Genomic DNA, 21,740 nt, shown 5'->3' on the forward strand with positions numbered 1-21,740 from the left:
CCGCATCCTTCGTGCCGTTAGCCCCGCAGGCGTTCGATCGCCTGGGCGAGCGCCACATAGAGCTTGCCCATATCCGAAGACAGAAGCGTCACGCTTAGCGGCGACCCGTCGCGCAGCGTCAGGATCTGGCGCAGCATCGCCTCGAAGTCATGGATGTAGCGGTTCACCTGCTCGCGGAAGCCGGCGTCCTCGTCATAAAGCTGCGCGATCTCGCGCGCGTCGGCCGAGTCGATCAGCTTGACGGCGCGGCGCGTGAACACGCCGCGGTCGCCCTTCAGATAAGCGGCCCAGGCTGCGTCCGTCACCTCCTGCGAGAACGCGCGGGTGATGTCGATCGAGGCGGAGTGCATCGCCTCGATCAACAGCGAGACGCGGCGCGCCAGCGTATCCGTGTCCGACGCTTCGCGCTCGGCCTCGTGCTCGGCCATGCGCGTTTCCATCGCCGCGCTCGTTTCGGATAGCTGGGCGAGTTGCTGCGCCAGCCGGTCGGAGGCGCGATGCGCGGCCTCCACGGCCTGGGCGGCAGCTTGGCCAAGCGATGCGACCTGCTGCACGACGGCGCGATCAATCGCGCGCGACAGGGCAGCCGCGCTTTCAGTCTGCAGCCGCTTCGCCGCCGTCGGCACGATCCGGTCGAGCGCGTTCTGGGTATCCTCGGCGGTCGCGGTCGCGCTGTTGCGGATCTGCTCCAATGCCTCGATCAGTTGGGGCGCGGCCTCGTCGGCAAAGCGGCGCGTGGTCGCGACCGTGGCATCGACGATCACGTGGACGCCGTCGATGCGCTCGCGTCCGGTCTCCAGCGTCTCCGCCATCGTGCGCGCCGCGTCGCTCAGCGCCACGCGCTGGCCTTCGATCAGGGCGCCGACCTTCTCCACCGCCGCGTGGGTAGCCTCGGCGTCGGCGACCAGCGCCTGAACCTCGGGCGTCGTCGCGGCAACGCCACGGCGGGTATTCGCCAGCCGGTCGTTGAGCCGTTCGAGCGCCGCGGGCAGCGTCTCGTCGAGCTCGCGCGCAGAAGCGTCGAGCGCGGTGAGCAGCCGCTCGGCCGTCGAGATGACGTCCTTCGCCGTCCCATCGCTGTTGCGCATCGCTGCCGTGGCATTGTCGACCGCACCACGCAGGGCGTCTACCGTCGCCGCCAACGAATGGGCACGTTCGGTGCCGGATGCGTGCAGCCCTGCAAAGCGCGCATCGACTGAATCTATTCCCTCAGCCAAGGCGTGGATCAGCCCGTCGCTCTCGCGGTGCCGCTCCGACAGCGTCGCGCCGATCCGGGCCAGCGCTTCCTCGATCCGGGCGATGCGGGCGTCCATCGCCTCGCCACCTTGCTGGACGCTGCGCTCGATCGCCTGATGCTCGCGCTGCAGTCGCTCGATCGCGGCGTCGCCCTCGGCCGCAAGCTGTGACCGCGCGGTCTCGATCGCACTGCCGGTGCGCTCCAGCACCGCCTCGATCATGTCGACCATACTGCCGGCGACCGTTTCGAGCCGGGCGCCCGCGAAGTCCCCCGATGCCTCGATCCGCGCAAGATGTTGGGCCAGCCGTTCGGAGGCAGCACCGGCGGTGACATTCGCTTCGCGGCCGTGCTCGGCAAGCTGGGTCAGTCGCCCATCGAGTTCCGCAGCGGAACGGACGGCAGCGGTGCCGGTGCTGTCGAGCACACGGCCGATCTCGCTGATCTGGGTGTGGGCCTCCGGCAGTGTCTGCACCAGCCGCTGAAGCCGCTGTTCGGCCTCGCGCGCGGTGCCGCCCAGCAGCTCGGTGTTACGCTTCAGCGCCTCGCTTTCCTGCGCCATGCCGCTGCGCACGACGGCCAGCCGCTCGGTGGCGGTCCCCGCCAGCGCAAGCAGGGTGTTCGCCTGTTCGGCAAGTTCCGCACGGTTGGCGGCAAGCCGGTCCGTCAGCGCGGCTACCGACCGCTCCAGGCTCTCGGCCTCCGTGCGCAGGCTGTTTGCGACGTCGCCGAAGCGGCGGGCCTCCGCTGAACTGCTACGTTGGAACACCAGCCACAAGACGCCGAGCAGCATCGGCGGGACGCAGAGTGCTGCCACGAATGTCGCCAGTTGCGGGGCGAACGGCCCGCTGCCCAGCCAGGGTCCCGCCATCCAGATCATCAGGATCAGCCATCCCAGCGCGACCGCCGCCGCCGCGGCCGGAAACAGCCAGCGAGTGGAGGGCGGACTTGCGGGCTCGGGTTCCTCGCGTGCGGGGACATAGGGGCTGCGCGTTTCGCCCGCATATGGGTGGTCGTCTGGCGCCTGTTCGCCCGCGGTGCTGAAGCCGGAATCCATGGGCGGGCTGTAGCAGTTATTCCACCTGCGCAACACCGGCCGCGGCCTCGCCTCGGCGCGATCGCACGCGCGTCAGTCGCGCCGTCGCAACAGCTGCCAATCGAGCCCGGACAGGCCCTCCGCGCGGCCTTCACGCACCACCCGATAGTCGCGGTGGCACGCGCGCACGTCCTTTGGGAATGCTCCTCTGGCATCGGCATCGATCAGCAGGAAGGGAGCGGCGGGGCAAAGCTCGGTCTGCACCGTCAGGGGGTAGTGGCGGACGGCGGCCGCCGCATCGAGCACTGCCGTTTCCCGATCCCGGTCGACCGAGACCGTCGTCCCGCCGGGCGCGAGGTTCGCCATCGCGGTAATCGCCGCGCCTGGATCGCCGCGCTGGTTGACGATCAGCACCCTGTCGAGCGCCAGCATCGGAACTACGGCGGCGAGCAGGGCCAGCCCCGCCGCACGGCGGTTCCGAACGCCGCGGGCGGCGATGTCTGCCAGCCTTTCGCCCAGCCACAGGAGCAGGGTCACGCTCGCGACCAGATAGTAGCGCGGCATCATGCTGTTCGGGAGCGCGAGCAGGGCGAGCACCAGCGGGAACGCCAGCACGCCCCACAGGGCGAGTGCGCGCAACCGGCTCGCGGGCGCGAACGGCAGCGCGACGATCGCGGCTGCCGCCAGTAGCGGCGGGAGCCCCAGCGTATAGTGCAGCAGCTTCGACAGCGCCGCCGCCCATCCGTCCCAGCGATGCGGGTCGATCGCACCGACCGCGAAGCCATCGCGGCTGCTGTGCGCCGCCCACCACATCAGCCCGACGATCGCCGCCATGGTCAGCATGGCCGGCCCGAACAGCCGCAGCATTTCGCGTGCAACCGTCGCGGGCCCTGCCAAGCGGCGCCGTTCCACCGCCGCCCAGGCGAGCAGCGCCGCGAAACCGAAGACGATCGTCGCCTGCGCGAGCAGTCCCAGCCCCAGCGCTATCGCCAGGCCAGGGGCACGGGGCTCCCGCTCGGGCGCTGCCAGCCAGCGATCGACCAGCAGGATGGCGGTCGTGAAGGCAAGCAGCATCGGCGCATAGCCCCGCGCCTCGGACCCGTAACAGACCAGTGCCGGCGAGAAGGCGAACAGCACCGCGGTGATCGCCCCGGCCGCTGGGCTGCGCCGCCATCCGATCGCGGCGGCAACCGGGATCGTCAGCGTGCCCGTAGCGATTGCCAGTGCCCGTTGGAGCAGCGGCGGCGCGTCGAAGCCGACCAGCTGCATCCACATGGTGTTGAGGTGGTGGTTATTATCGTGGTTGATCAGCAACAACACGCCAAGCGGCGTGCCGGAATCACGAGCGAATACAGCGGACCAGGCCTCGTCCAGCCAAAGCGCACCGGTGCTGGCGGCAATCCGCAGTGCCAGTCCCGCTGACGTGACTAGGACAATGGCCGCCCGCGCCCATCGTGATTGGAATTCGAGCGCCCGCATTGCTGCTGCAGACTAGCGCCGGGGTTCAGCGCGCATAGGCGTCGATCAGCGATCCTACATAATCGGGGTTCGCACCGCTCAGCTCCGCAACCGGCTTCTCGCCATAGATGAAGCCGTGCGCTGCATATTCGCTGCCGCCCAGGCCGTCGCTGTCGCGATACCAGACCTTCACGCGCGTCCAGTCATTGTCGGGCGAGACGTCGAACAGCGTCACGTCCTGCTCCACTTGCCCGCGAGTGCCGCCGATCCGCGACCAGTTCGCGTGCGTCACCATCAGCACCCGCTTGTCGACGATCCGGCTGACCACCGCGACATGGCCAAGCGGCAGCCGCTGCGACTTGGCCATCGCCAGCACGGCGCCGACCTTGGGCACATGGCCGCGCTGGTACTTGCCCTTGGCCTGGTCCCACCAGGTCCAGGCGTCCCCATAAATCTGTACGCCGGAGGCGCTGCGCGCAAAAGGCACGCACTCCCCGACGTAGTTCAACAGCGTGCGTGCTCCCGCAGGCAGCGACAGAGCAACGATGGAAGTGAGGCACAGCGCGCCTCGAGCCAAAGATGCGAACATGGGGCCGTCGTAGCCCGGTTTTCTAACCCGACGGTTAACGCTGCGGCAGTCAAAGTTGCAAAAAGTCGAGGCTCATCGGCGTGGCTCAGCCCGCGCGCGCTTCCGATCGCGCTTCCAGCAGGTCCCACAGGCCACGGTGCTGCGCCAGCAACTGCTCGACCCCGAACAGCATCGCCCGCTCCACCCCGCGCGATGCGGCGAGGAGGGTGATGAGGTCTGCGGTTGCTGCCGGCTCGGGCAGGGCGGGGGAAGGGGGTGCAAGGGTTAGCCGCGCCGCTGCCGCATCCAGCGATGCGCGGATCGCGGGCCAGTCGAGCACCAGCGCGATCGCCGCACCCAGCGCACAGCCGCGACGCTCCGACTGTGCGAGCATTTCGATGGCGTGGCGCTGCGCGGCGATGGCAGCTTCGGTATTGGCCTGGCCTGGGGTGCTCGGCACCGGCCCCGCCGCGGCGGCCAGCGCCACCAGATAGGCGCGCTCCTGCGCGAAGCCTGCTGCGGCATCCATCAACCAGCCGCGCGCGAAGTCGAAGTCGCTATGCGCTGCGGCGTGCTCGATCACCCCGGGGAGCCGCGCATGGAGGATGCAGAGGTAATGTGCGGCGTCGGCGACATCGCGCGCGTCGCATGCGGCACGAGCCAGCGCGGTCAGCTGCGGGTGTCCCGCGCTGCCATCCCGGCTCGCAAGCGACGACACAACGGACCAAGGGGCCGGCGCCGTCGCGTTGATCACCCCACCCACGGACCGGCCTCCTCCCGTCGTCCCATGCCCCGAATGCCCCATGGCAGCCGATGGTAACCGAATTCCTAACAGCAAGGACGTAAACATAGGGTGCACGCCGCAATGCGTTTCACCCGAAAAGAAAAGGCCCCGGCAGCGCTGCTGTCCGGGGCCCTTCTTGGCTTACTGGTCGAGGAAGCTTCGCATCTTCCTGCTCCGGCTCGGGTGCTTCAGCTTGCGAAGCGCCTTTGCCTCGATCTGGCGGATGCGCTCGCGGGTCACCGAGAACTGCTGGCCCACTTCCTCCAGCGTATGATCGGTGTTCATGCCGATGCCGAAGCGCATGCGCAGCACGCGCTCCTCACGCGGGGTGAGGGAGGCGAGGACGCGGGTGACCGTTTCCTTCAGGTTCGCCTGGATCGCGGCATCCACGGGGATGATCGCGTTCTTGTCCTCGATGAAGTCGCCCAGGTGGCTGTCTTCCTCGTCGCCGATCGGCGTTTCGAGGGAGATCGGCTCCTTGGCGATCTTCATCACCTTACGGACCTTCTCCAGCGGCATGGAGAGGCGCTCGGCCATCTCCTCCGGGGTCGGCTCGCGACCCTGCTCGTGCAGGAACTGGCGGCTGGTCCGCACCAGCTTGTTGATCGTTTCGATCATGTGGACCGGGATACGGATCGTCCGCGCCTGGTCCGCGATCGAGCGGGTGATCGCCTGTCGGATCCACCACGTCGCGTAGGTGGAGAACTTGTAGCCGCGGCGATACTCGAACTTGTCCACCGCCTTCATCAGGCCGATGTTGCCCTCCTGGATGAGATCCAGGAACTGCAGGCCGCGGTTCGTGTACTTCTTGGCGATCGAGATCACGAGGCGCAGGTTCGCCTCGACCATCTCCTTCTTGGCGATGCGCGCCTCGCGCTCCGCCTTCTGCACCATGTTCACGATGCGGCGGAATTCGCTCAGCGCCATGCCGGTCTGCTGCGAGATCTCGGCGACTTCGCTGCGGATACGGTCCACGGGGGCCGCTTCGGTCTCGGCGAATGCCTTCCACTTCTTGTCGAGCTTGGCGACCGAGGTCAGCCACTGCTCGTCCATCTCGTGGTCGACATACTGCTCCAGGAACGACTTGCGCGGCACCTTGTGGCGCTCGGCAAGACGCAGCATCTGCCCGCCCAGCGCCGTCAGGCGCCGGTTGAAGGCATAGAGCTGGTCGACGAGATACTCGATCTTCGCCTGGTGGAACTGGACGCTCTCGACTTCGGCGGTGAGGTCTTCGCGCAGCTTCTGGTAGGTCGCCTCGTCCTCGGCCGACAGTTCGTCGCCCGACGACATCGCGTCCAGCCGGCGCGCCTGCATGCGCGAGAACTGCTCGTAGATCGCGGTGATGTTGGCGAACTTCTCCAGCGCCTGCGGTTTGAGCGTCTCCTCCATCTGCGCGAGGCTGAGGGTGTTGTCCTCTTCCTCCTCGTCGGAGTTGCGGGGGCCACGACGCTCGCCGTCTTCCTCGTCCTCGGAGGTCTCTTCCGGCTCTTCCTCTTCCTTGAAGGTCGGGCCGGTGCTCTTTTCGCTGATCTCGTCGCCTTCGTCCTCGGCGGCTTCAACCTGCTCGGCGGACGGGCCCTTCGACAGCATCGCGTCGAGATCCAGGATCTCGCGCAGCTGCATCGTGCCTTCGTTCAGCGCCTCGGACCAGCCGATGATGGCGTTGAAGGTGATCGGGCTTTCGCAAAGCCCCAGGATCATCGTGTCCCGGCCGGCCTCGATGCGCTTGGCGATCGCGATCTCGCCCTCGCGGCTGAGCAGCTCGACGGCGCCCATCTCCCGCAGGTACATGCGGACGGGATCGTCGGTGCGATCGACCGTCTCCTTCTTCTTCACCGCTTCGAAGGCGGGAGCGGAATCGTCCTGCTGGTCGGAGGACTCGTCGGCGTCGTCCTCGGCGGGCTGCTCGGTCTCGCCTTCCTCGCCGGCCTCGTCGTTCTCGACGACGTTCACGCCCATCTCATTGAGCGCGGCCATGATGTCCTCGATCTGCTCCGAGGACATCTGGTCCTGCGGCAGCATTTCGTTGAGCTGGTCGACCGTGATGTAGCCGCGCTTCTTCGCACGCGCGACGAGCTTCTTGATCGATCCTTCGTTCAGATCGATCAGCGGCGCGTCGCCCGTCTCCATCGTGTCGTCGCCGCCACCGTTCGCCTTCGCCATCAATTGCCCTCGAAATACCCGGCTTCGTTATCCGGATGGATTCTAATCGTCTTCGTCTGCCAGCACCAGATTTGCAAGACGCGCCTTCAGCGCCTCCTGTTCCTGCACCAGCGCCATTTGACGCTCGAACGCGGTCTCATCGTTGCCGGCCTGCAACGCCGCCGTCGCCTCCGCCAGCGCAGCGTCCACTGCGGGACGCGTCACCAGGACGGCGATTGCCTCGTCTAGGTCCGCCATCGCGCGTGCTTCATCCACCTCGTTTTCCAACGTGAACGAGAAGGGCAAGGCATCCGCCCGCATCAGGCGGGTTGCGATGTCGGTGAAACCAGTCTTCGCCAATATGGTACGAATGCCGGCGCTATCAAGTTGCCGGTTGCTCAGGGCCGCATCGACCAGCGCCTCGAACATCTGCCCCAGTTCGCCGTCGGCCAGCCGCAGCGATCCCAGGACCTCCAGATGCCGCGTGATTTCGGCAGGATGGCGGATCAGCCCCGCGACTACTGCCTTGGCGAGAAACGGGTCGATGCCGCCCGCGATCTGGCGTGCGGTGTCGGAAGGGGGCGGCTCGGGCGGACGCCAGCCGCCGCGCTGTCCTGGCCGGCCACCGCCGCGCTGGCCTCCGCGATCGCCGCCGCCGCCGCGCCACTGGCCGCCACCGTTGCCGCTGCCCTCGCGCCATTGGCGTGTGCGCTCGGGCGGGGCGAACAGGGCGTCGCAACGGTTGCGGAACTCCGCCAGATATTCATCGCGCACCATCGGGTCGCCGATCGTGCGGGCGAGTTCGGCCAGCCGCCGCTTGAGGCCGGCGCGGCTTTCCGGGGTGGTGAGCGCTTCGGCGGCAAGCTCGTGCTGCCACAGTCGCTCGGCCAGCGGTTCTGGCTCTCGCAGCAGCGCCTCGAATGCGCCGGGCCCCTTGGCGCGCACCAGGTCGTCTGGGTCCTGGCCCTGCGGCAGCGTCACGAACGACAGGCTGCGGTTTGCACCCAGCAGCGGCAGCGCGCGGTGCGCGGCGCGGATCGCGGCCTTTTGCCCCGCGGAATCGCCGTCAAAGCACAGGATCGGGACATCGGCCATCCGCCACAGCCGCTCCAGCTGCGCCTCTGTCATCGCGGTGCCAAGCGGCGCCACCGCCTCTGCAAAGCCGGCCTGAGCGAGGGCGATCACGTCCATATAGCCCTCGACCGCGATGACGCGGCCCGCCTTGCGCGCCGCGGCCTGTGCGCGATCGAGGTTGAAGAGCGTGCGTCCCTTGTCGAACAGCGGCGTCTCTGGCGAATTGAGGTACTTGGGCTCGCCGTCGCCGATCACGCGTCCGCCGAATGCGATCACCCGCCCGCGCGCGTCGCGGATCGGGATCATCAGTCGCCCACGGAACCGGTCGTACGGCGCCTTGTCCTCGACCTGGATCAGCAGCCCTGCCTCAACCAGCATCGGGTCGCCGTAGCTGCCCAGCGCTTCCTTCAGCCGCCCGCGCGAGTCGGGTGAATAGCCAAGGCCAAAGCTGCGCACCGTGCTGCCGGTGATGCCGCGCCGCTCCAGCGCCGCCCGCGCTTCCGCCCCCGCCAGCCCGTGCAGCTGCTCCGTGAACCAGCGCGCGGCCTCCTCCATCGCATCGTGCAGGCCCTTGGCCCGCTCCGCCCGCTCGGCGGAGCGCTTGTCCTGCGCTGGCACTTCCAGCCCGACGGTCTGCGCCAGCTCCTTCACCGCGTCGATGAAGGGCAGGCCGCGCTGGTCGGTCATCCAGCGGATGGCATCGCCATGCGCCGAACAGCCGAAGCAGTGGTAAAAGCCCTTGTCGTCATTGACGTAGAAGCTGGGCGTCTTTTCGTTGTGGAACGGGCAGCAGGCGCGCCACTCCCGCCCCGCGCGCTGGAGCTTCACGGTCTTGCCGATCAGCGCCGACAACACGGTGCGGGCGCGCAATTCGTCCAGGAACTGTGGCGAAAGGCTCATGCGGGGCGTCCGCGGCCGTTCCCCGGCCGCGCAAAGGGAACTCGAACCAACAGGCTATGCGCGTGGCTCAACCGGCCAGCGCCGCCTTCACCGCGGCGGAAGCCTTGCTCATGTCGAGCTCGCTCGCGTGGCGCGCCTTCAGCTCGGCCATCACTCGGCCCATGTCCTTCATGGACGTGGCGCCCAGTTCCGCCTTGATGGCCTCGATCGCGGCCGCGGTCTGTGCCTCGTCCATCTGGGCCGGCAGGAACCGCTCGATCACCGTCACCTCGGCGGCCTCGCTCGCGGCGAGCTCGGGGCGGTTGCCCTGCTCGTACATCGCGATCGATTCGCGGCGCTGCTTCACCATCTTCTGCAGCACCTCGACCACCAGCGCGTCGTCGTCGGCGGGGGCGCCGCCGGTGCGCACCTCGATGTCGCGGTTCTTGATCGCGGACTGGATCAGGCGGATCGTGGCCGTGGTCTGCTTGTCGCCGCCCTTCATGGCGGAAACCAGCGCAGCCTTGATGGTGTCGCGAATCATCGGTTCTCTCGGTTCGTCGGAAAGCCGGGGAGGGTAGCTGGAACTCGCCTGCTTTAACAGATTGACGCGGGGCGGTGGGGGCTCTAGCCGGCACCGCTTAGCGACATCGTCAGAAAACCTATCAGGAGGATCGCCCTAGTGGCCGACGCCAAACCCATGCCTGCGCCCGAAGGAGCGACCGGCGTTCTCGTTCTGGCGTCCGGTGACGTGTTGTGGGGCCGCGGCTTCGGTGCCGAAGGCGACGCCGTTGGCGAAGTCTGCTTCCACACCGCGATGACCGGGTATCAAGAGATCATGACCGATCCGTCCTTTGCCGGACAGATCATCACCTTCACCTTCCCGCACATCGGCAACGTCGGCGCGAACCCCGACGATCTCGAGGCGAACGATCCCCACGCGCTCGGCATGATCGTGCGCGAGGATCCGACCGAACCCAGCAACTTCCGCTCGGTCGAGCCGCTCGTCGCATGGATGCGCGAGCACGGCCGCATCGGGCTTGCCGGCATCGACACCCGCGCGCTCACCCGTCGCATCCGCGTCGGCGGCGCCCCCAATGGCGTGATCGCGCATTCCGCGACCGGCGAGTTCGACATCGACGCGCTGCTGGAAAAGGCACGCAACTGGCCGGGGCTGGAGGGCATGGACCTCGCCAAGGGTGTCAGCTGCGAAACGCATTATGGCTGGAAGGGCGGCATCTGGCGCCTGGGCGCCGGCTATGACACCAGCGAAGCGCCGACTGCCGAGGCGGAAGTGCAGGCGGCACAAGCGGAAGGGGCTGCCAACCGCGCCGCGCCGCACGTCGTCGCGATCGACTATGGGTCGAAGCGCAACATCTTCCGCAACCTGGTCCAGGCCGGCGCGCGCGTGTCCGTACTGCCCGCCACCGCCACCTTCGACGAGGTGATGGCGCAGAACCCCGACGGCATCTTCCTGTCGAACGGCCCGGGCGACCCGGCCGCGACCGGCGAATATGCGGTGCCGGTGATCCGCCAGCTGCTCGACACCGGCAAGCCGCTGTTCGGCATCTGCCTTGGCCACCAGCTGCTCGGCCTCGCGGTCGGAGCGCGCACGACCAAGATGTTCCAGGGCCACCGCGGCGCCAACCATCCGGTCAAGCGCCTGGCGGACGGCGCGGTCGAGATCACGTCGATGAACCACGGTTTCGCCGTCGAGCGCGAGAGCCTGCCCGCCAACGTCCGCGAGACCCATGTCTCGCTGTTCGACGGCAGCAACGCCGGCCTGGAGCTCACCGACAAGCCCGCGTTCAGCGTCCAGTACCACCCCGAAGCCAGCCCCGGCCCGCAGGACAGCTTCTATCTGTTCGAGCGGTTCGTGGGGATGCTGGGGCAGGCTCGATGACCTGGGACTACATGGTAGCGACGCTGGAAGGCGGCTTTCTCAAGTGGAAGCGGGAAGGCGGTGAAGACCACTCCCAGTCTCTCCAGGGCGGACTCGACTATCTGGGCTCTCAGCGCTGGGAGCTCGTCACCGCGCTTACCAAGACGAGTCTCGGCATGACGGCCGAGACCACCCTCATTTTCAAGCGGCCGAAGGGCTGATCGGAACCTATGCCAAAACGTACCGACATCTCGTCCATCCTCGTCATCGGCGCGGGGCCCATTGTCATCGGCCAGGCCTGTGAGTTCGATTATTCGGGCGTGCAGGCGATCAAGGCGCTGAAGGAAGAGGGCTTCCGCATCGTCCTGGTCAATTCGAACCCGGCGACGATCATGACCGATCCCGAGCTCGCCGACGCGACCTATGTCGAGCCGATCACGCCCGAGATCGTCGCCAAGATCATCGAAAAGGAGCGCCCCGATGCGGTGCTCCCGACGATGGGTGGGCAGACCGCGCTCAACACCGCGCTTTCGCTGTTCCGGGACGGCACGCTCGACAAGTTTGGCGTGAAGATGATCGGCGCCGACGCAGAGGCGATCGACAAGGCCGAGGACCGGCTGAAGTTCCGCGACGCGATGGACAAGATCGGCCTCGAAAGCGCTCGCTCCGCCATCGCCCATACCGAGGCGGAGGCGCTGGAGGGCCTGGAAAAGGTCGGCCTGCCCGCAATCATTCGCCCGAGCTTCACGCTCGGCGGCACCGGCGGCGGCGTTGCCTACAACAAGGACGAATTCCTCAAGATCGTCCGCGCCGGTCTCGACGCTTCCCCGACCACCGAGGTGTTGATCGAGGAGTCGCTGCTCGGCTGGAAGGAATATGAGATGGAGGTGGTTCGCGACCGCGCGGACAACTGCATCATCGTTTGTTCGATCGAGAACATCGACCCGATGGGCGTCCACACCGGCGACTCCATCACGGTCGCGCCGGCGCTGACGCTGACCGACAAGGAATACCAGATCATGCGCAACGCATCGATCGCGGTCTTGCGGGAAATCGGAGTCGAAACAGGTGGTTCCAACGTTCAGTTCGCAGTAAATCCGAAGGACGGTCGCCTGATCGTCATCGAGATGAACCCGCGCGTGTCGCGCTCCTCGGCGCTTGCCTCCAAGGCTACCGGCTTCCCGATCGCCAAGGTCGCGGCCAAGCTCGCGGTCGGCTACACGCTCGACGAGATCACCAACGACATCACCGGCGCGACGCCGGCGTCGTTCGAGCCGACGATCGACTATGTCGTCACCAAGATCCCGCGCTTCGCGTTCGAGAAGTTCAAGGGTTCGGAGGCCGTGCTCTCCACCGCGATGAAGTCGGTGGGCGAGGTGATGGCGATCGGCCGCAACATCCACGAGAGCCTCCAAAAGGCGCTGCGCGGCCTTGAGACCGGCCTGTGCGGCTTCAACGAAGTCGACCGGCTGGTGGGTGCGCGTCGCGACGTGATCGAGGCGGCGCTCGCCGTCGCCACGCCGGACCGGCTGCTCGTGGCGGCGCAGGCGCTGCGCGAGGGCTTCACGGTTGCCGAGGTCAACGCGATCGCCAAGTACGATCCCTGGTTCCTGGAGCGCATCGCCGAAATCGTCGCGGCCGAGGACGACGTGAAGGCCAACGGCCTGCCGATCGACGCGGTCGGCATGCGTCGTCTGAAGGCGATGGGCTTTTCGGACAAGCGGCTCGCCAAGCTGGCGCTCGACTCCGTCCATCTGCGTGGCATGAAGCGCGGCATCGCCCAGGGCTCCGGCCTGATCCACGAGGTGGTAAAGGCGATGTCCGGCGGCGTGACCGAGGCGGAGGTGCGCGAGCACCGGCTGAAGCTGGGCGTGCGCCCGGTCTTCAAGCGGATCGATACCTGCGCTGCCGAGTTCGAAGCCAAGACCCCGTACATGTACTCGACCTATGAGGCCCCGACCTTCGGCGAGCCCGAGGACGAGAGCATGCCTTCGGAGCGCACCAAGGTCGTGATCCTGGGCGGTGGTCCCAACCGCATCGGGCAGGGCATCGAGTTCGACTATTGCTGCTGCCACGCCTGCTTCGCGCTGGCGGAAGCAGGCTATGAGACGATCATGGTCAACTGCAATCCGGAGACGGTGAGCACCGACTATGACACGTCCGACCGCCTCTATTTCGAGCCGCTGACGGCCGAGGACGTGCTGGAAATCCTCCACGTCGAGCAGCAGAAGGGCACCTTGCTGGGCGTCATCGTCCAGTTCGGCGGCCAGACGCCGCTCAACCTCGCCAAGGCGCTTGAAGACGCGGGCATCCCGATCCTGGGCACCAGCCCGGACGCGATCGACCTGGCCGAGGACCGCGAGCGGTTCGCCGCGTTGGTGACGAAGCTCGACCTGTTGCAGCCCGCAAACGGCATCGCCCGCAGCCGGGACGAGGCGGTCGCGGTGGCAGAGCGCATCGGCTACCCCGTGCTGATGCGCCCCAGCTATGTGCTGGGCGGGCGCGCGATGGAGATCGTCGACAGCCAGCGGCAGCTCGACGACTATATCCAGACGGCCGTGCAGGTCTCCGGCGACAGCCCCGTGCTGATCGACCAGTATCTGCGCGATGCGATCGAGGTCGACGTTGACGCGATCAGCGACGGCACCGACGTGACGGTCGCGGGCGTCCTCCAGCACATCGAGGAAGCCGGCGTCCATTCTGGCGACAGCGCCTGCTCGATCCCGCCCTACAGCCTGTCGGCCGAGGTCATCGCAGAGATCGAGCGCCAGACCGTGGCGCTTGCCAAGGCGCTGTCGGTCAAGGGGCTGATGAACATCCAGTTCGCGGTCAAGGACGGGCAGGTCTACCTCATCGAGGTGAACCCGCGCGCGTCGCGCACCGTGCCGTTCGTCGCAAAGGCGATCGGCGTGCCCGTTGCCAAGATCGCCAGCCGGGTGATGGCGGGCGAGATGCTCGCGGACCTGCCGCCGATCGACCGCAACATCGACCACATCGCCGTCAAGGAAGCCGTGTTCCCCTGGGGCCGCTTTCCCGGTGTCGATCCGGTGTTGAGCCCGGAAATGAAGTCCACCGGCGAAGTGATGGGAATCGATCGCGATTTCGCCACCGCATTCGCCAAGTCGCAGCTCGGCGCGGGGGTGACCCTGCCGACCGGCGGCACGGTGTTCGTGTCGGTGAAGGACAGCGACAAGCCGGTGGTGCTGCCGGCCGCACGGATGCTGGTCGACCTGGGCTTCACCATCGTCGCAACCGGCGGGACTGCCGATTATCTCGAGCAGGCCGGTGTCGCGGTGGAGCGCGTCAACAAGGTTGCACAGGGGCGGCCGCACATCGTCGACCGGATTTTGGACGGCGACATTGCGCTGATCGTCAACACGACCGAGGGCTGGCAGTCGCTGCGCGATTCCGAAAGCATCCGTGCTTCGGCGGTCGCACAGAAGGTGCCGTACTTCACCACGGCGTCCGCCAGCGTGGCTGCGGCACAGGCTATCGAGGCCCTATCGCGGCGCTCCCTTGAAGTGCGCCCGCTACAGGCCTATTATTCGCGGCCGCACAACTGATCCCCAAAGCAAGATGATCGCGTGCGGGCGGGCCATTCGGGACCGCTCGCACCGGGGGATGTGAACGAAGGACTTCAACGATGGCGACCGTCGACAAGATGCCGATGCTCCAGGAGGGCTATGAAAAGCTCGTCCAGGACTTGCGGCGTCTCAAAGAAGAACGGCCGCAGATCGTGGATTCGATCGAGGAAGCACGCGCGCACGGCGATCTTTCGGAAAATGCCGAATACCACGCCGCCAAGGAGCGCCAGGGCCAGGTCGAAGCCTCGATCTCCGATATCGAAGACAAGCTCAGCCGCGCGCAGGTCATCGATCCGCGCGACCTGTCGGGCGACAAGATCGTGTTCGGCGCTACCGTCACCCTGCTCGATGACGATGACAAGCCGGTGAAATACCAGATCGTCGGCCAGACGGAGGCGGACGCAAAGACCGGCCGCATCTCGTACAATTCGCCGCTCGGCCGCGCGCTGATCGGCCGCAAGGTCGACGATGAGATCGAGGTCGCGGTGCCTGCCGGTGACCGTTACTACGTCGTGTCCAAGATCGAGTTCATCTGATCCCGTTGGCCCGGCGGACGGAGACGTTCGCCGGGCTCGCGCGTTCCTCCGGTTCAACCAGGAAGGAAGCGCATGGGATTGCTCGTCGACGGTAAGTGGCACGACAGCTGGTACGACACCAGCAAGACGGGTGGGCGGTTCGAACGCTCCAAAAGTCAGTTTCGGAACTGGGTGACGCCGGACGGCGCCGCCGGCCCCACGGGCGAGGGCGGCTTTGCCGCGGAGCCGGGGCGCTACCACCTCTATGTCAGCCTTGCCTGTCCCTGGGCGCATCGCACGCTGATCGCGCGCCGCCTGAAGGGGCTGGAAGACCTCATCCCGATCTCGGTCGTGCACTGGCTGATGGAGGAAAACGGCTGGACCTTTGCCGCTGGACCCTGCGTCACCGGCGATCCGATCCACGACGCCGACTATCTCCACCAGGTCTACACCGCCGCCGACCCGCACTATAGCGGCCGCGTGACGGTGCCGGTCCTGTGGGACAAGCAGCGCAACACCATCGTCAGCAACGAGTCCGCCGACATCCTGCGGATGTTCGGCAGCGCTTTCGACCAGGTCGGTGCACGGGCAGGGGACTTCTACCCGGAGCCGCTTCGCGCCGAGATCGATGCACTCAACGAGCGCATCTATGACGACGTCAACAACGGCGTGTACCGCGCAGGCTTTGCCACCACCCAGAACGCATATGAGGAAGCCGTCGTCCCATTGTTCGCCGCCCTGGACGACCTGGAGGCGCGACTGGCCGACGGGCCCTATCTCTTCGGTGATACGCTGACCGAGGCGGACATTCGCCTGTTCACCACCCTCATCCGCTTCGACGCGGTCTACTACGGCCACTTCAAGTGCAACCTGCGCCGGATCGCCGACTATCCGGCGCTCTCGCGCTTCGTCCGCGACCTGTACCGGCTGCCGCGCGTGGCCGAGACGACCAACTTCGATCACATCAAGCGGCACTATTACCAGAGCCACAAGACCATCAACCCGACCGGGATCGTCCCGGTCGGCCCTGACATGACAGCGGAGCTTGGCGCATGACGGACCGCAGCCTGGTCGCCGCGCACCTGGCGCAGCGCGATGACATCGCCGACCTCATCACCCGGCGTCCGCTGCCGGGCCCAGGCCTGCAGCAGATCGACCCGTTCCTGTTCCTCAACCACCACGGGCCGCAGATCTATTCGCCCGGCAACGACGGACTGCCGTTCGGCCCGCACCCGCATCGCGGGTTCGAAACGGTGACCTTCATTCTGGAAGGGAGCCTCGCCCATCACGACACGGGCGGCCATGCCTATGTGGTCGATGCGGGCGGTGTGCAGTGGATGACGGCGGGTTCGGGCCTGATCCACGCCGAACTCTCCCCGCCCGAGTTCAAGCGTGCGGGCGGTCCCATGGAGATCCTGCAGCTCTGGGTGAACCTGCCCGCGCGCCTCAAGATGACGGAGCCGCGCTATACCGGCGTGCAGGCGGATGCGATCCCGGTCCTCCCGCTCGGGGCTGGCAGCGAACTGCGCCTCATCTCGGGCAGCTTCGCCGAGGCACAGGGCCCGGTGGCCTCGCTCACCGGGGTCTTCATGTCGGTGGTGTCGCTCGCGCCTGGGGCCGAGGTCCGGCTGCCGGCACCGGCCGCTCGCAGCGTCTTCCTCTACGCCGTCCGCGGTGACGCCACCGTCGCCGGTACGCCGCTCCCGCAATGGCATCTTGGCGGGGTTGCCCCGGATGGCGATACGCTTGTGATCGCCAGCACAGGGGGGGGGCTGCTCCTGTTCGGCCATGCCGATCCGATCGCGGAGCCGGTTGTGTCGCATGGTCCGTTTGTGATGAATACGCGGGAAGAGATCGTCGAGGCGATCCACGACTATCAGGCGGGCCGCTTCGGCGATCCCGCCGGCCTTCGCATCTGACAGGGAGAGATGAATGCGTGTCGCGGTGTTCAGTACCAAAGCTTATGATCGCCGCTTCCTGTTGGCTGCCAATGCCGCATTCGGACACAGACTGACGTTCTTCGAGGCGCGGCTTGATGAAAAGACCGCGGTGCTTGCCGAGGACCATGATGCCGTCTGCGTCTTCGTGAACGATCGCGTCGACCGTCCCGTGCTGGAGGCGCTGGCGAAGATGGGCATCCGCACGGTCGCGCTGCGCTGCGCCGGCTTCAACAACGTCGACCTGCGCGCCGCGGAAGATCTCGCCATCGACGTGGTGCGGGTGCCGGCCTATTCGCCGCTGGCCGTTTCGGAGTTCACCGTCGCGCTCCTGATGGCGCTCGATCGCAAGATCCATCGCGCCTGGGCCCGGGTGCGGGAGAACAACTTCGCCCTCGACGGCCTGATCGGCCGCAATCTCCACGGGCGCACTGTCGGCGTGATCGGCACGGGCCGCATCGGCGCGCTGGTGGCGCGGGCGTTCCGGCTGGGCTTCGGCTGCGAAGTGCTGGCGAGCGACGTCCATCGCGACCCCGAGCTCGAGGCGATGGGGGTGCGCTATGTCGAACCCGCCGAGTTGCTGCGCCAGGTCGACATCGTCACGCTGCACTGCCCGTTGACGCCCGAGACCCATCACATCGTCAACGCCGCCGCGATCGAGGCGGCGCGCCCGGGGATGATCGTCGTCAACACAAGCCGCGGCGGGCTTATCGATACCGGGGCACTGATCGAGGGGCTGAAATCCCGCAAGATCGGCGGCGTGGCGCTCGACGTCTACGAGCAGGAAGCGGACCTGTTCTTCGAGGACCTTTCCAGCGAGATCATCCAGGACGATGTCTTCCAGCGGCTGCTGACCTTCCCCAACGTGCTGATCACCGGTCACCAGGCCTTTCTGACGGAGGAGGCGCTGGGCGCGATCGCCGGGGCGACGCTCGAGAGCCTGCGGCTTGCCGAGGCCGGGGGGGCGCTGCCGCTGCGCGTGACGGCGGAGGTCATTCGCGGCTGAACCCGAGAGGGCGGGGCCGACTATTCCGCGCCGTCCTCCTCGCCGCGCTTGCGGGTGCAGGCGGCGTGGCACCCGCCCGGGCACTGCTTGTCGGGCCCCGGCCTGTCCTCTTGCACCGGGATCGAGACCGGCAAGCCGTGGCACATCGCCACCACCAGCACCCGCGTGGGCAGCGCGCCTGCCGGCACCGCCAGCATCAGCGCGCCCGCCGCGGACAGCGTGGCCCCGGCAAGCCAGGTGAGGGGTGGGGCGCTCGTCAGCATCGCGCCACCGTCATGCGCCCGGCGCACCGACCCCACGTTGACCCCGCGCAAACACCGCTTTGGGCTGGATCAAAGCTCCCTCGTCCGAGCGCTCCTAATCCGCCCTCACCCAATTTGAAGGAGACGGGGGATGAACAAGACGATGAAGGGCGCGATCCTCGCCGCTCTTGCAGCCGGTGTGGCGGCAACGCCCGCGGCAGCGCAGAACGCCGACCGGACGGGCATCGCGGCAGGCGATGTCCTGGTCCGCCTGCGCGGCATCGTCGTCGCGCCGAACGAGAAGTCGGGAAGCATCCTCCCCGCTTTTCCGGGCGAAAAGGTCCGCGTGAACAACAGCTTCATGCCCGAAGTCGACGTCACCTATATGGCGACCGACAACATCGGCTTCGAACTGATCGCCTCCACCACCAAGCACAAGGCCTCTGGCGTGAGCGGCACGACCGGTTCGCTCGGCAAGCTCGCCAGCACCTGGGTCCTGCCCCCGACGCTGACCGCGCAATATCACTTCAACCCGAAGGGCAATGTGCGGCCGTATGTGGGCGCGGGCGTGAACTACACGATCTTCTGGAACGAGAAGGCGTCGGACTCCCTGGAAGCGGCGGTGGGTGATACCCGGGTCAAGATGGACGACAGCTTCGGCTGGGCCGCCCAAGCCGGCATCGACATCGACATCACGCCCAAGGTCTTCCTGAACCTCGACGTGAAGTACATCGACATCGACACCACGGCGAAGCTCTACACCACCGCCGCCGGCCGCCAGGCCGTAAAGCTCAGCGTCGATCCGCTGGTCTTCGGCATCGGCGTGGGCACCCGCTTCTAGGCATTCCGCCCCGCGCGGAAGGGCCCTGTCCCGCAGCCTCAACCGACTGCTCCGCGCAGGACGGAGAGGTGGAGGGACAGGGTTTTTTGCCCCCGCGGTTCGAGGAATCGAACGGCGCTACGAGGCCCCGGAGCGCGGAAGGTGAGGCTAAGGTGAGGCCAAGAACGCTGCTCGCAGCCCTCCTGCGGCCGTCGTTCGCGCGGCGCACAGCACGCCCTCGGTTAGGATCGGGATGGGCAGGGAAATCCGACACCGTTGCAGCCTCCGCATGGTCGCAAAGCTGTACCGCGCGCGGCGTGCTGTAGGAAAGATCGGCCTAGCCGGGCCGTTGGTTCAGATCCTAATGCAGCACCATGTCTGCGCTGCGGATCGCCACCTAGGCACCGATCCGGCCGGGCGTCGACCGGGGTCCGGCGACCCAGTAGCCGGACTGTGACGATCAGAGCGGACGGTGGCAGCTTTAGGCGGCAGCCTGGTCCGCGGACGCCGGTTCGCCTCCCAACATTCGGCTCATTCCGCAGCGCGTCCGGTTCCGTCCGGCACTCTTGGCCTGATACAGGAGCGTGTCGGCACGTTCATACGGCTGCAGGAAACCCTCGCCATGCATGATCGCCGTGATCCCCATGCTTGCCGTTACCGTCCTCCCGAGCCCCGGGACCGCGTCTGCCACGGCCGCGGGGATAGCGCGGCGCAGGCGTTCGGCAGCCATCGTGGCATCATCGCCGCGCAGAAGGAGCACGAACTCTTCACCGCCCAATCGGAACGATCGAATGCTCGGATCCTGTCGAAGGGCGCTGGCTGTCGCCTTCAGCACCGCGTCGCCGATCGCATGTCCGCGGGCATCGTTGATCGACTTAAACTGGTCTAGATCGACGACCGCCATCGCGGCGTACCCCTCCGCGCGCAGCTTTTCGAACCGTCCCTCGATCGCGCGGCGGTTGAGGAGTCCGGTCAGCGCGTCCGTTTCGGCCAACCTTTCGAGGAAGCGTGCCTCTGAGCGAGCGTGATCGCGGTCGCGCTTCATCGTGATGAAGCGATCCGCCATGCCGAGCGTCGTGAAAAGCACTTCCGCAATGCAGCCCGCGTAGAACAGCAGCATCGCGTCTGCAAACGACAGGGACGGAATGACCCCGGTCACAAGGCGGGCGAGGCCGACGAGGATCATCGGCGCATAGCCGATTGCCTGGAACCGCGCGGCCCGGCTCCCGCGGCGGAGGGCATCGACCATGCAGATTACGAAGACCAACAGGATCGGTGCGAAGGCCGCCGTGTAGAGGCTCGACTGGATCGGGCGTGCGACAAAGGGGAAGGCGGCGTGGAGCATCGCGAGCCCCATCGCCCAGGCGGCGCAGGGCGGAAGCAGACGCCGCAGCGACGGCCGCATCATCCCGGGCTCGATAAAGCCATAGGTGAACATGGCCCCAGCAGCGACCGAAAGGCCGAACAGGAGCGTCGTCAGCCAGCTCAGCAGCATCGCCGGCGGTTCGAACAGCAGGACCGCGACGCCGGAGGTAACAAGGATCGTTGCGAGCAGCGAGAGCGTGAAGAGAGAGTGCCAGACGACGAAGGGCTCGCGGAGCACGCGATAGAAAGCAGTGTTGAAGATCAGCGGCATGGCGAGCGTGCCGGCGAGCCCCGCGAGGATCAACAGGAACCGCATGTCGCCGCTTTCATCGCCGTCGTCGCGAGGCGAGAGATAGGCGCGATCCAGCGTCATCGCGTGGCTGGGCAAATCCACTGCGACGATGATCTGGCGCGTGCGTCGAGAAACAAGGGGCAGGGGAGCCTTAAAGAAACCTCCAGCCAAGGAACTGGCGAGCCTTGCCGCCGGGATCGAGGCCCGACGAACCGCCCCGTCCTCGTCGATCGCCAGTAGATGCACCGCTTCCAGCGCGCTCCTGCGCGAGAGCAGATAGCGGGGCGCGGCGTCACCCGCCTTGAGATCGAAACGGAGCAGCACGCGCTCGGCTTCGATCGACGGCTTGCCGGGTCCGCACCGCCACCGGCCCTTCTGTCCCACGGTCGCGTATGGATCTTCCGAAAGACTGGCTGGCGTCCAGCAGGAGGGGCGGATCGCTGCCGCGCCGGTCGCATACGAGGGTGCCGCGCTGCATGCCGCCAGCGCCAGCAGAAGCCACAGGCCCACCGCAAGCCATCTAGAACCACCCCCCAGCATGGGGCGTCCTTACGGCAGAAACCTTCAAAATGCGGTTAAAACGGGGGCGTAACGAAATGATGCCGTGCGCGCCGCCGTTCCTGCGGACGGCAGGGGGCATGACACGCTCACCCGCTTTGCGGACGCGTCATGCCCCCGGCCGGGGTCCGCTTCGATCAGAAGCGGAAGCCGGCGCCTGCGACGACCTGATGCCGCCGGACGTCGAAAGAGTTCGTGACCAGGGGCAGGTCAAACTTTTCCTTGGAGTATTTGGTGAAGACATATTCGAGCTTCACATAGGCGTTGGGGCTGATCATCACTTCGCCACCCGCACCCACATGGAAGCCGCCGTGGTTCTTCTTGTCGCGGGGCTCGAACCCGGGAGGCGGGGGAAGCGTGGGGT

The 21,740-nt window shown here is 67.0% G+C and carries 18 protein-coding genes; 8 read left to right on the top strand and 10 right to left on the bottom strand.

Features of this window, described 5'->3' with window-relative positions; genetic code table 11:
* Window positions 1-17: 17 nt before the first annotated feature.
* From QP045_RS15885 to QP045_RS15915, 7 genes are all read right to left on the bottom strand, one after another.
* Window positions 18-2,291, bottom strand: a complete 2,274-nt coding sequence (locus tag QP045_RS15885; RefSeq protein WP_422515969.1) for a hypothetical protein — start codon at window positions 2,289-2,291, stop codon at window positions 18-20.
* A gap of 72 nt (window positions 2,292-2,363) precedes the next feature.
* Complete coding sequence (locus QP045_RS15890; protein ID WP_422515970.1) at window positions 2,364-3,749, bottom strand: hypothetical protein; 1,386 nt, start codon at window positions 3,747-3,749, stop codon at window positions 2,364-2,366.
* A 25-nt stretch (window positions 3,750-3,774) separates the two neighbouring features.
* Window positions 3,775-4,317: a CHAP domain-containing protein gene (locus QP045_RS15895; protein WP_422515971.1), complete on the bottom strand. Its 543-nt coding sequence runs from the start codon at window positions 4,315-4,317 to the stop codon at window positions 3,775-3,777.
* 85 nt (window positions 4,318-4,402) lie between these two features.
* Window positions 4,403-5,059 carry a DUF6975 family protein gene (locus QP045_RS15900; RefSeq protein ID WP_422515972.1) on the bottom strand — a complete coding sequence of 219 codons (657 nt, stop codon included), beginning with the start codon at window positions 5,057-5,059 and terminating at the stop codon, window positions 4,403-4,405.
* Between the two features lie 162 nt (window positions 5,060-5,221).
* Entirely contained in the window at window positions 5,222-7,243 is a 2,022-nt protein-coding gene (rpoD, locus tag QP045_RS15905) for an RNA polymerase sigma factor RpoD (RefSeq protein ID WP_422515973.1), read from the bottom strand.
* A gap of 42 nt (window positions 7,244-7,285) precedes the next feature.
* Window positions 7,286-9,196 (bottom strand): DNA primase, encoded by a 1,911-nt coding sequence (gene dnaG / locus QP045_RS15910; RefSeq protein ID WP_422515974.1) that lies wholly within the window; start codon window positions 9,194-9,196, stop codon window positions 7,286-7,288.
* 67 nt (window positions 9,197-9,263) lie between these two features.
* The gene (locus QP045_RS15915; RefSeq protein ID WP_422515975.1) at window positions 9,264-9,719 is read right to left on the bottom strand and encodes a GatB/YqeY domain-containing protein; all 456 of its coding nucleotides are present in this window, start codon (window positions 9,717-9,719) and stop codon (window positions 9,264-9,266) included.
* A gap of 138 nt (window positions 9,720-9,857) precedes the next feature.
* Here QP045_RS15915 and carA point away from each other — a divergent pair, with 138 nt between their 5' ends.
* The 7 genes from carA (at window position 9,858) to QP045_RS15950 (ending at window position 18,099) form a co-directional block, all read left to right on the top strand.
* Window positions 9,858-11,078, top strand: a complete 1,221-nt coding sequence (gene carA, locus QP045_RS15920) for a glutamine-hydrolyzing carbamoyl-phosphate synthase small subunit (protein WP_422515976.1) — start codon at window positions 9,858-9,860, stop codon at window positions 11,076-11,078.
* Window positions 11,075-11,278: a hypothetical protein gene (locus tag QP045_RS15925; protein WP_422515977.1), complete on the top strand. Its 204-nt coding sequence runs from the start codon at window positions 11,075-11,077 to the stop codon at window positions 11,276-11,278. The genes carA and QP045_RS15925 overlap by 4 nt, the downstream gene beginning before the upstream one ends.
* 9 nt (window positions 11,279-11,287) lie before the next feature.
* The gene (gene carB / locus QP045_RS15930) at window positions 11,288-14,620 is read left to right on the top strand and encodes a carbamoyl-phosphate synthase large subunit (protein ID WP_422515978.1); all 3,333 of its coding nucleotides are present in this window, start codon (window positions 11,288-11,290) and stop codon (window positions 14,618-14,620) included.
* Window positions 14,621-14,700: 80 nt separating this feature from the next.
* Complete coding sequence (greA, locus tag QP045_RS15935; RefSeq protein WP_422515979.1) at window positions 14,701-15,177, top strand: transcription elongation factor GreA; 477 nt, start codon at window positions 14,701-14,703, stop codon at window positions 15,175-15,177.
* Window positions 15,178-15,249: 72 nt separating this feature from the next.
* The gene (locus QP045_RS15940; protein ID WP_422515980.1) at window positions 15,250-16,212 is read left to right on the top strand and encodes a glutathione S-transferase family protein; all 963 of its coding nucleotides are present in this window, start codon (window positions 15,250-15,252) and stop codon (window positions 16,210-16,212) included.
* Window positions 16,209-17,075, top strand: coding sequence for a pirin family protein (locus tag QP045_RS15945; protein WP_422515981.1), 867 nt, complete (start codon window positions 16,209-16,211; stop codon window positions 17,073-17,075). Before QP045_RS15940 ends, QP045_RS15945 begins: the two co-directional genes overlap by 4 nt.
* A gap of 13 nt (window positions 17,076-17,088) precedes the next feature.
* The gene (locus tag QP045_RS15950; protein WP_422515982.1) at window positions 17,089-18,099 is read left to right on the top strand and encodes a 2-hydroxyacid dehydrogenase; all 1,011 of its coding nucleotides are present in this window, start codon (window positions 17,089-17,091) and stop codon (window positions 18,097-18,099) included.
* A 20-nt stretch (window positions 18,100-18,119) separates the two neighbouring features.
* Here QP045_RS15950 and QP045_RS15955 read toward each other — a convergent pair whose 3' ends face one another.
* Window positions 18,120-18,398 carry a hypothetical protein gene (locus QP045_RS15955; RefSeq protein WP_422515983.1) on the bottom strand — a complete coding sequence of 93 codons (279 nt, stop codon included), beginning with the start codon at window positions 18,396-18,398 and terminating at the stop codon, window positions 18,120-18,122.
* Between the two features lie 94 nt (window positions 18,399-18,492).
* Between QP045_RS15955 and QP045_RS15960 the strand changes: the two genes are divergently transcribed.
* Window positions 18,493-19,182: an OmpW/AlkL family protein gene (locus tag QP045_RS15960; protein ID WP_422515984.1), complete on the top strand. Its 690-nt coding sequence runs from the start codon at window positions 18,493-18,495 to the stop codon at window positions 19,180-19,182.
* A gap of 460 nt (window positions 19,183-19,642) precedes the next feature.
* Here QP045_RS15960 and QP045_RS15965 read toward each other — a convergent pair whose 3' ends face one another.
* Together QP045_RS15965 and QP045_RS15970 are read right to left on the bottom strand one after the other, a co-directional pair.
* Complete coding sequence (locus QP045_RS15965; RefSeq protein WP_422515985.1) at window positions 19,643-21,358, bottom strand: sensor domain-containing diguanylate cyclase; 1,716 nt, start codon at window positions 21,356-21,358, stop codon at window positions 19,643-19,645.
* Between the two features lie 155 nt (window positions 21,359-21,513).
* A partial coding sequence (locus QP045_RS15970; RefSeq protein WP_422515986.1) for an outer membrane protein occupies window positions 21,514-21,740 on the bottom strand: 227 nt, incomplete at its 5' end.

The sequence above is a fragment of the Sphingomonas sp. 3-13AW genome (assembly GCF_049311085.1).
Taxonomy (GTDB): Bacteria; Pseudomonadota; Alphaproteobacteria; order Sphingomonadales; family Sphingomonadaceae; genus Sphingomonas.

Excerpts from the sequence above, each read along its gene's own strand:
- rpoD (WP_422515973.1), bottom strand. The coding sequence starts at position 7,243 with ATGGCGAAGGCGAACGGTGGCGGCGACGACACGATGGAGACGGGCGAC.
- QP045_RS15890 (WP_422515970.1), bottom strand. The coding sequence starts at position 3,749 with ATGCGGGCGCTCGAATTCCAATCACGATGGGCGCGGGCGGCCATTGTC.
- QP045_RS15940 (WP_422515980.1), top strand. The coding sequence starts at position 15,250 with ATGGGATTGCTCGTCGACGGTAAGTGGCACGACAGCTGGTACGACACC.
- QP045_RS15950 (WP_422515982.1), top strand. The coding sequence starts at position 17,089 with ATGCGTGTCGCGGTGTTCAGTACCAAAGCTTATGATCGCCGCTTCCTG.
- QP045_RS15965 (WP_422515985.1), bottom strand. The coding sequence starts at position 21,358 with ATGCTGGGGGGTGGTTCTAGATGGCTTGCGGTGGGCCTGTGGCTTCTG.
- carB (WP_422515978.1), top strand. The coding sequence starts at position 11,288 with ATGCCAAAACGTACCGACATCTCGTCCATCCTCGTCATCGGCGCGGGG.
- dnaG (WP_422515974.1), bottom strand. The coding sequence starts at position 9,196 with ATGAGCCTTTCGCCACAGTTCCTGGACGAATTGCGCGCCCGCACCGTG.
- QP045_RS15925 (WP_422515977.1), top strand. The coding sequence starts at position 11,075 with ATGACCTGGGACTACATGGTAGCGACGCTGGAAGGCGGCTTTCTCAAG.
- greA (WP_422515979.1), top strand. The coding sequence starts at position 14,701 with ATGGCGACCGTCGACAAGATGCCGATGCTCCAGGAGGGCTATGAAAAG.
- QP045_RS15960 (WP_422515984.1), top strand. The coding sequence starts at position 18,493 with ATGAACAAGACGATGAAGGGCGCGATCCTCGCCGCTCTTGCAGCCGGT.
- QP045_RS15915 (WP_422515975.1), bottom strand. The coding sequence starts at position 9,719 with ATGATTCGCGACACCATCAAGGCTGCGCTGGTTTCCGCCATGAAGGGC.
- QP045_RS15895 (WP_422515971.1), bottom strand. The coding sequence starts at position 4,317 with ATGTTCGCATCTTTGGCTCGAGGCGCGCTGTGCCTCACTTCCATCGTT.
- QP045_RS15945 (WP_422515981.1), top strand. The coding sequence starts at position 16,209 with ATGACGGACCGCAGCCTGGTCGCCGCGCACCTGGCGCAGCGCGATGAC.
- QP045_RS15885 (WP_422515969.1), bottom strand. The coding sequence starts at position 2,291 with ATGGATTCCGGCTTCAGCACCGCGGGCGAACAGGCGCCAGACGACCAC.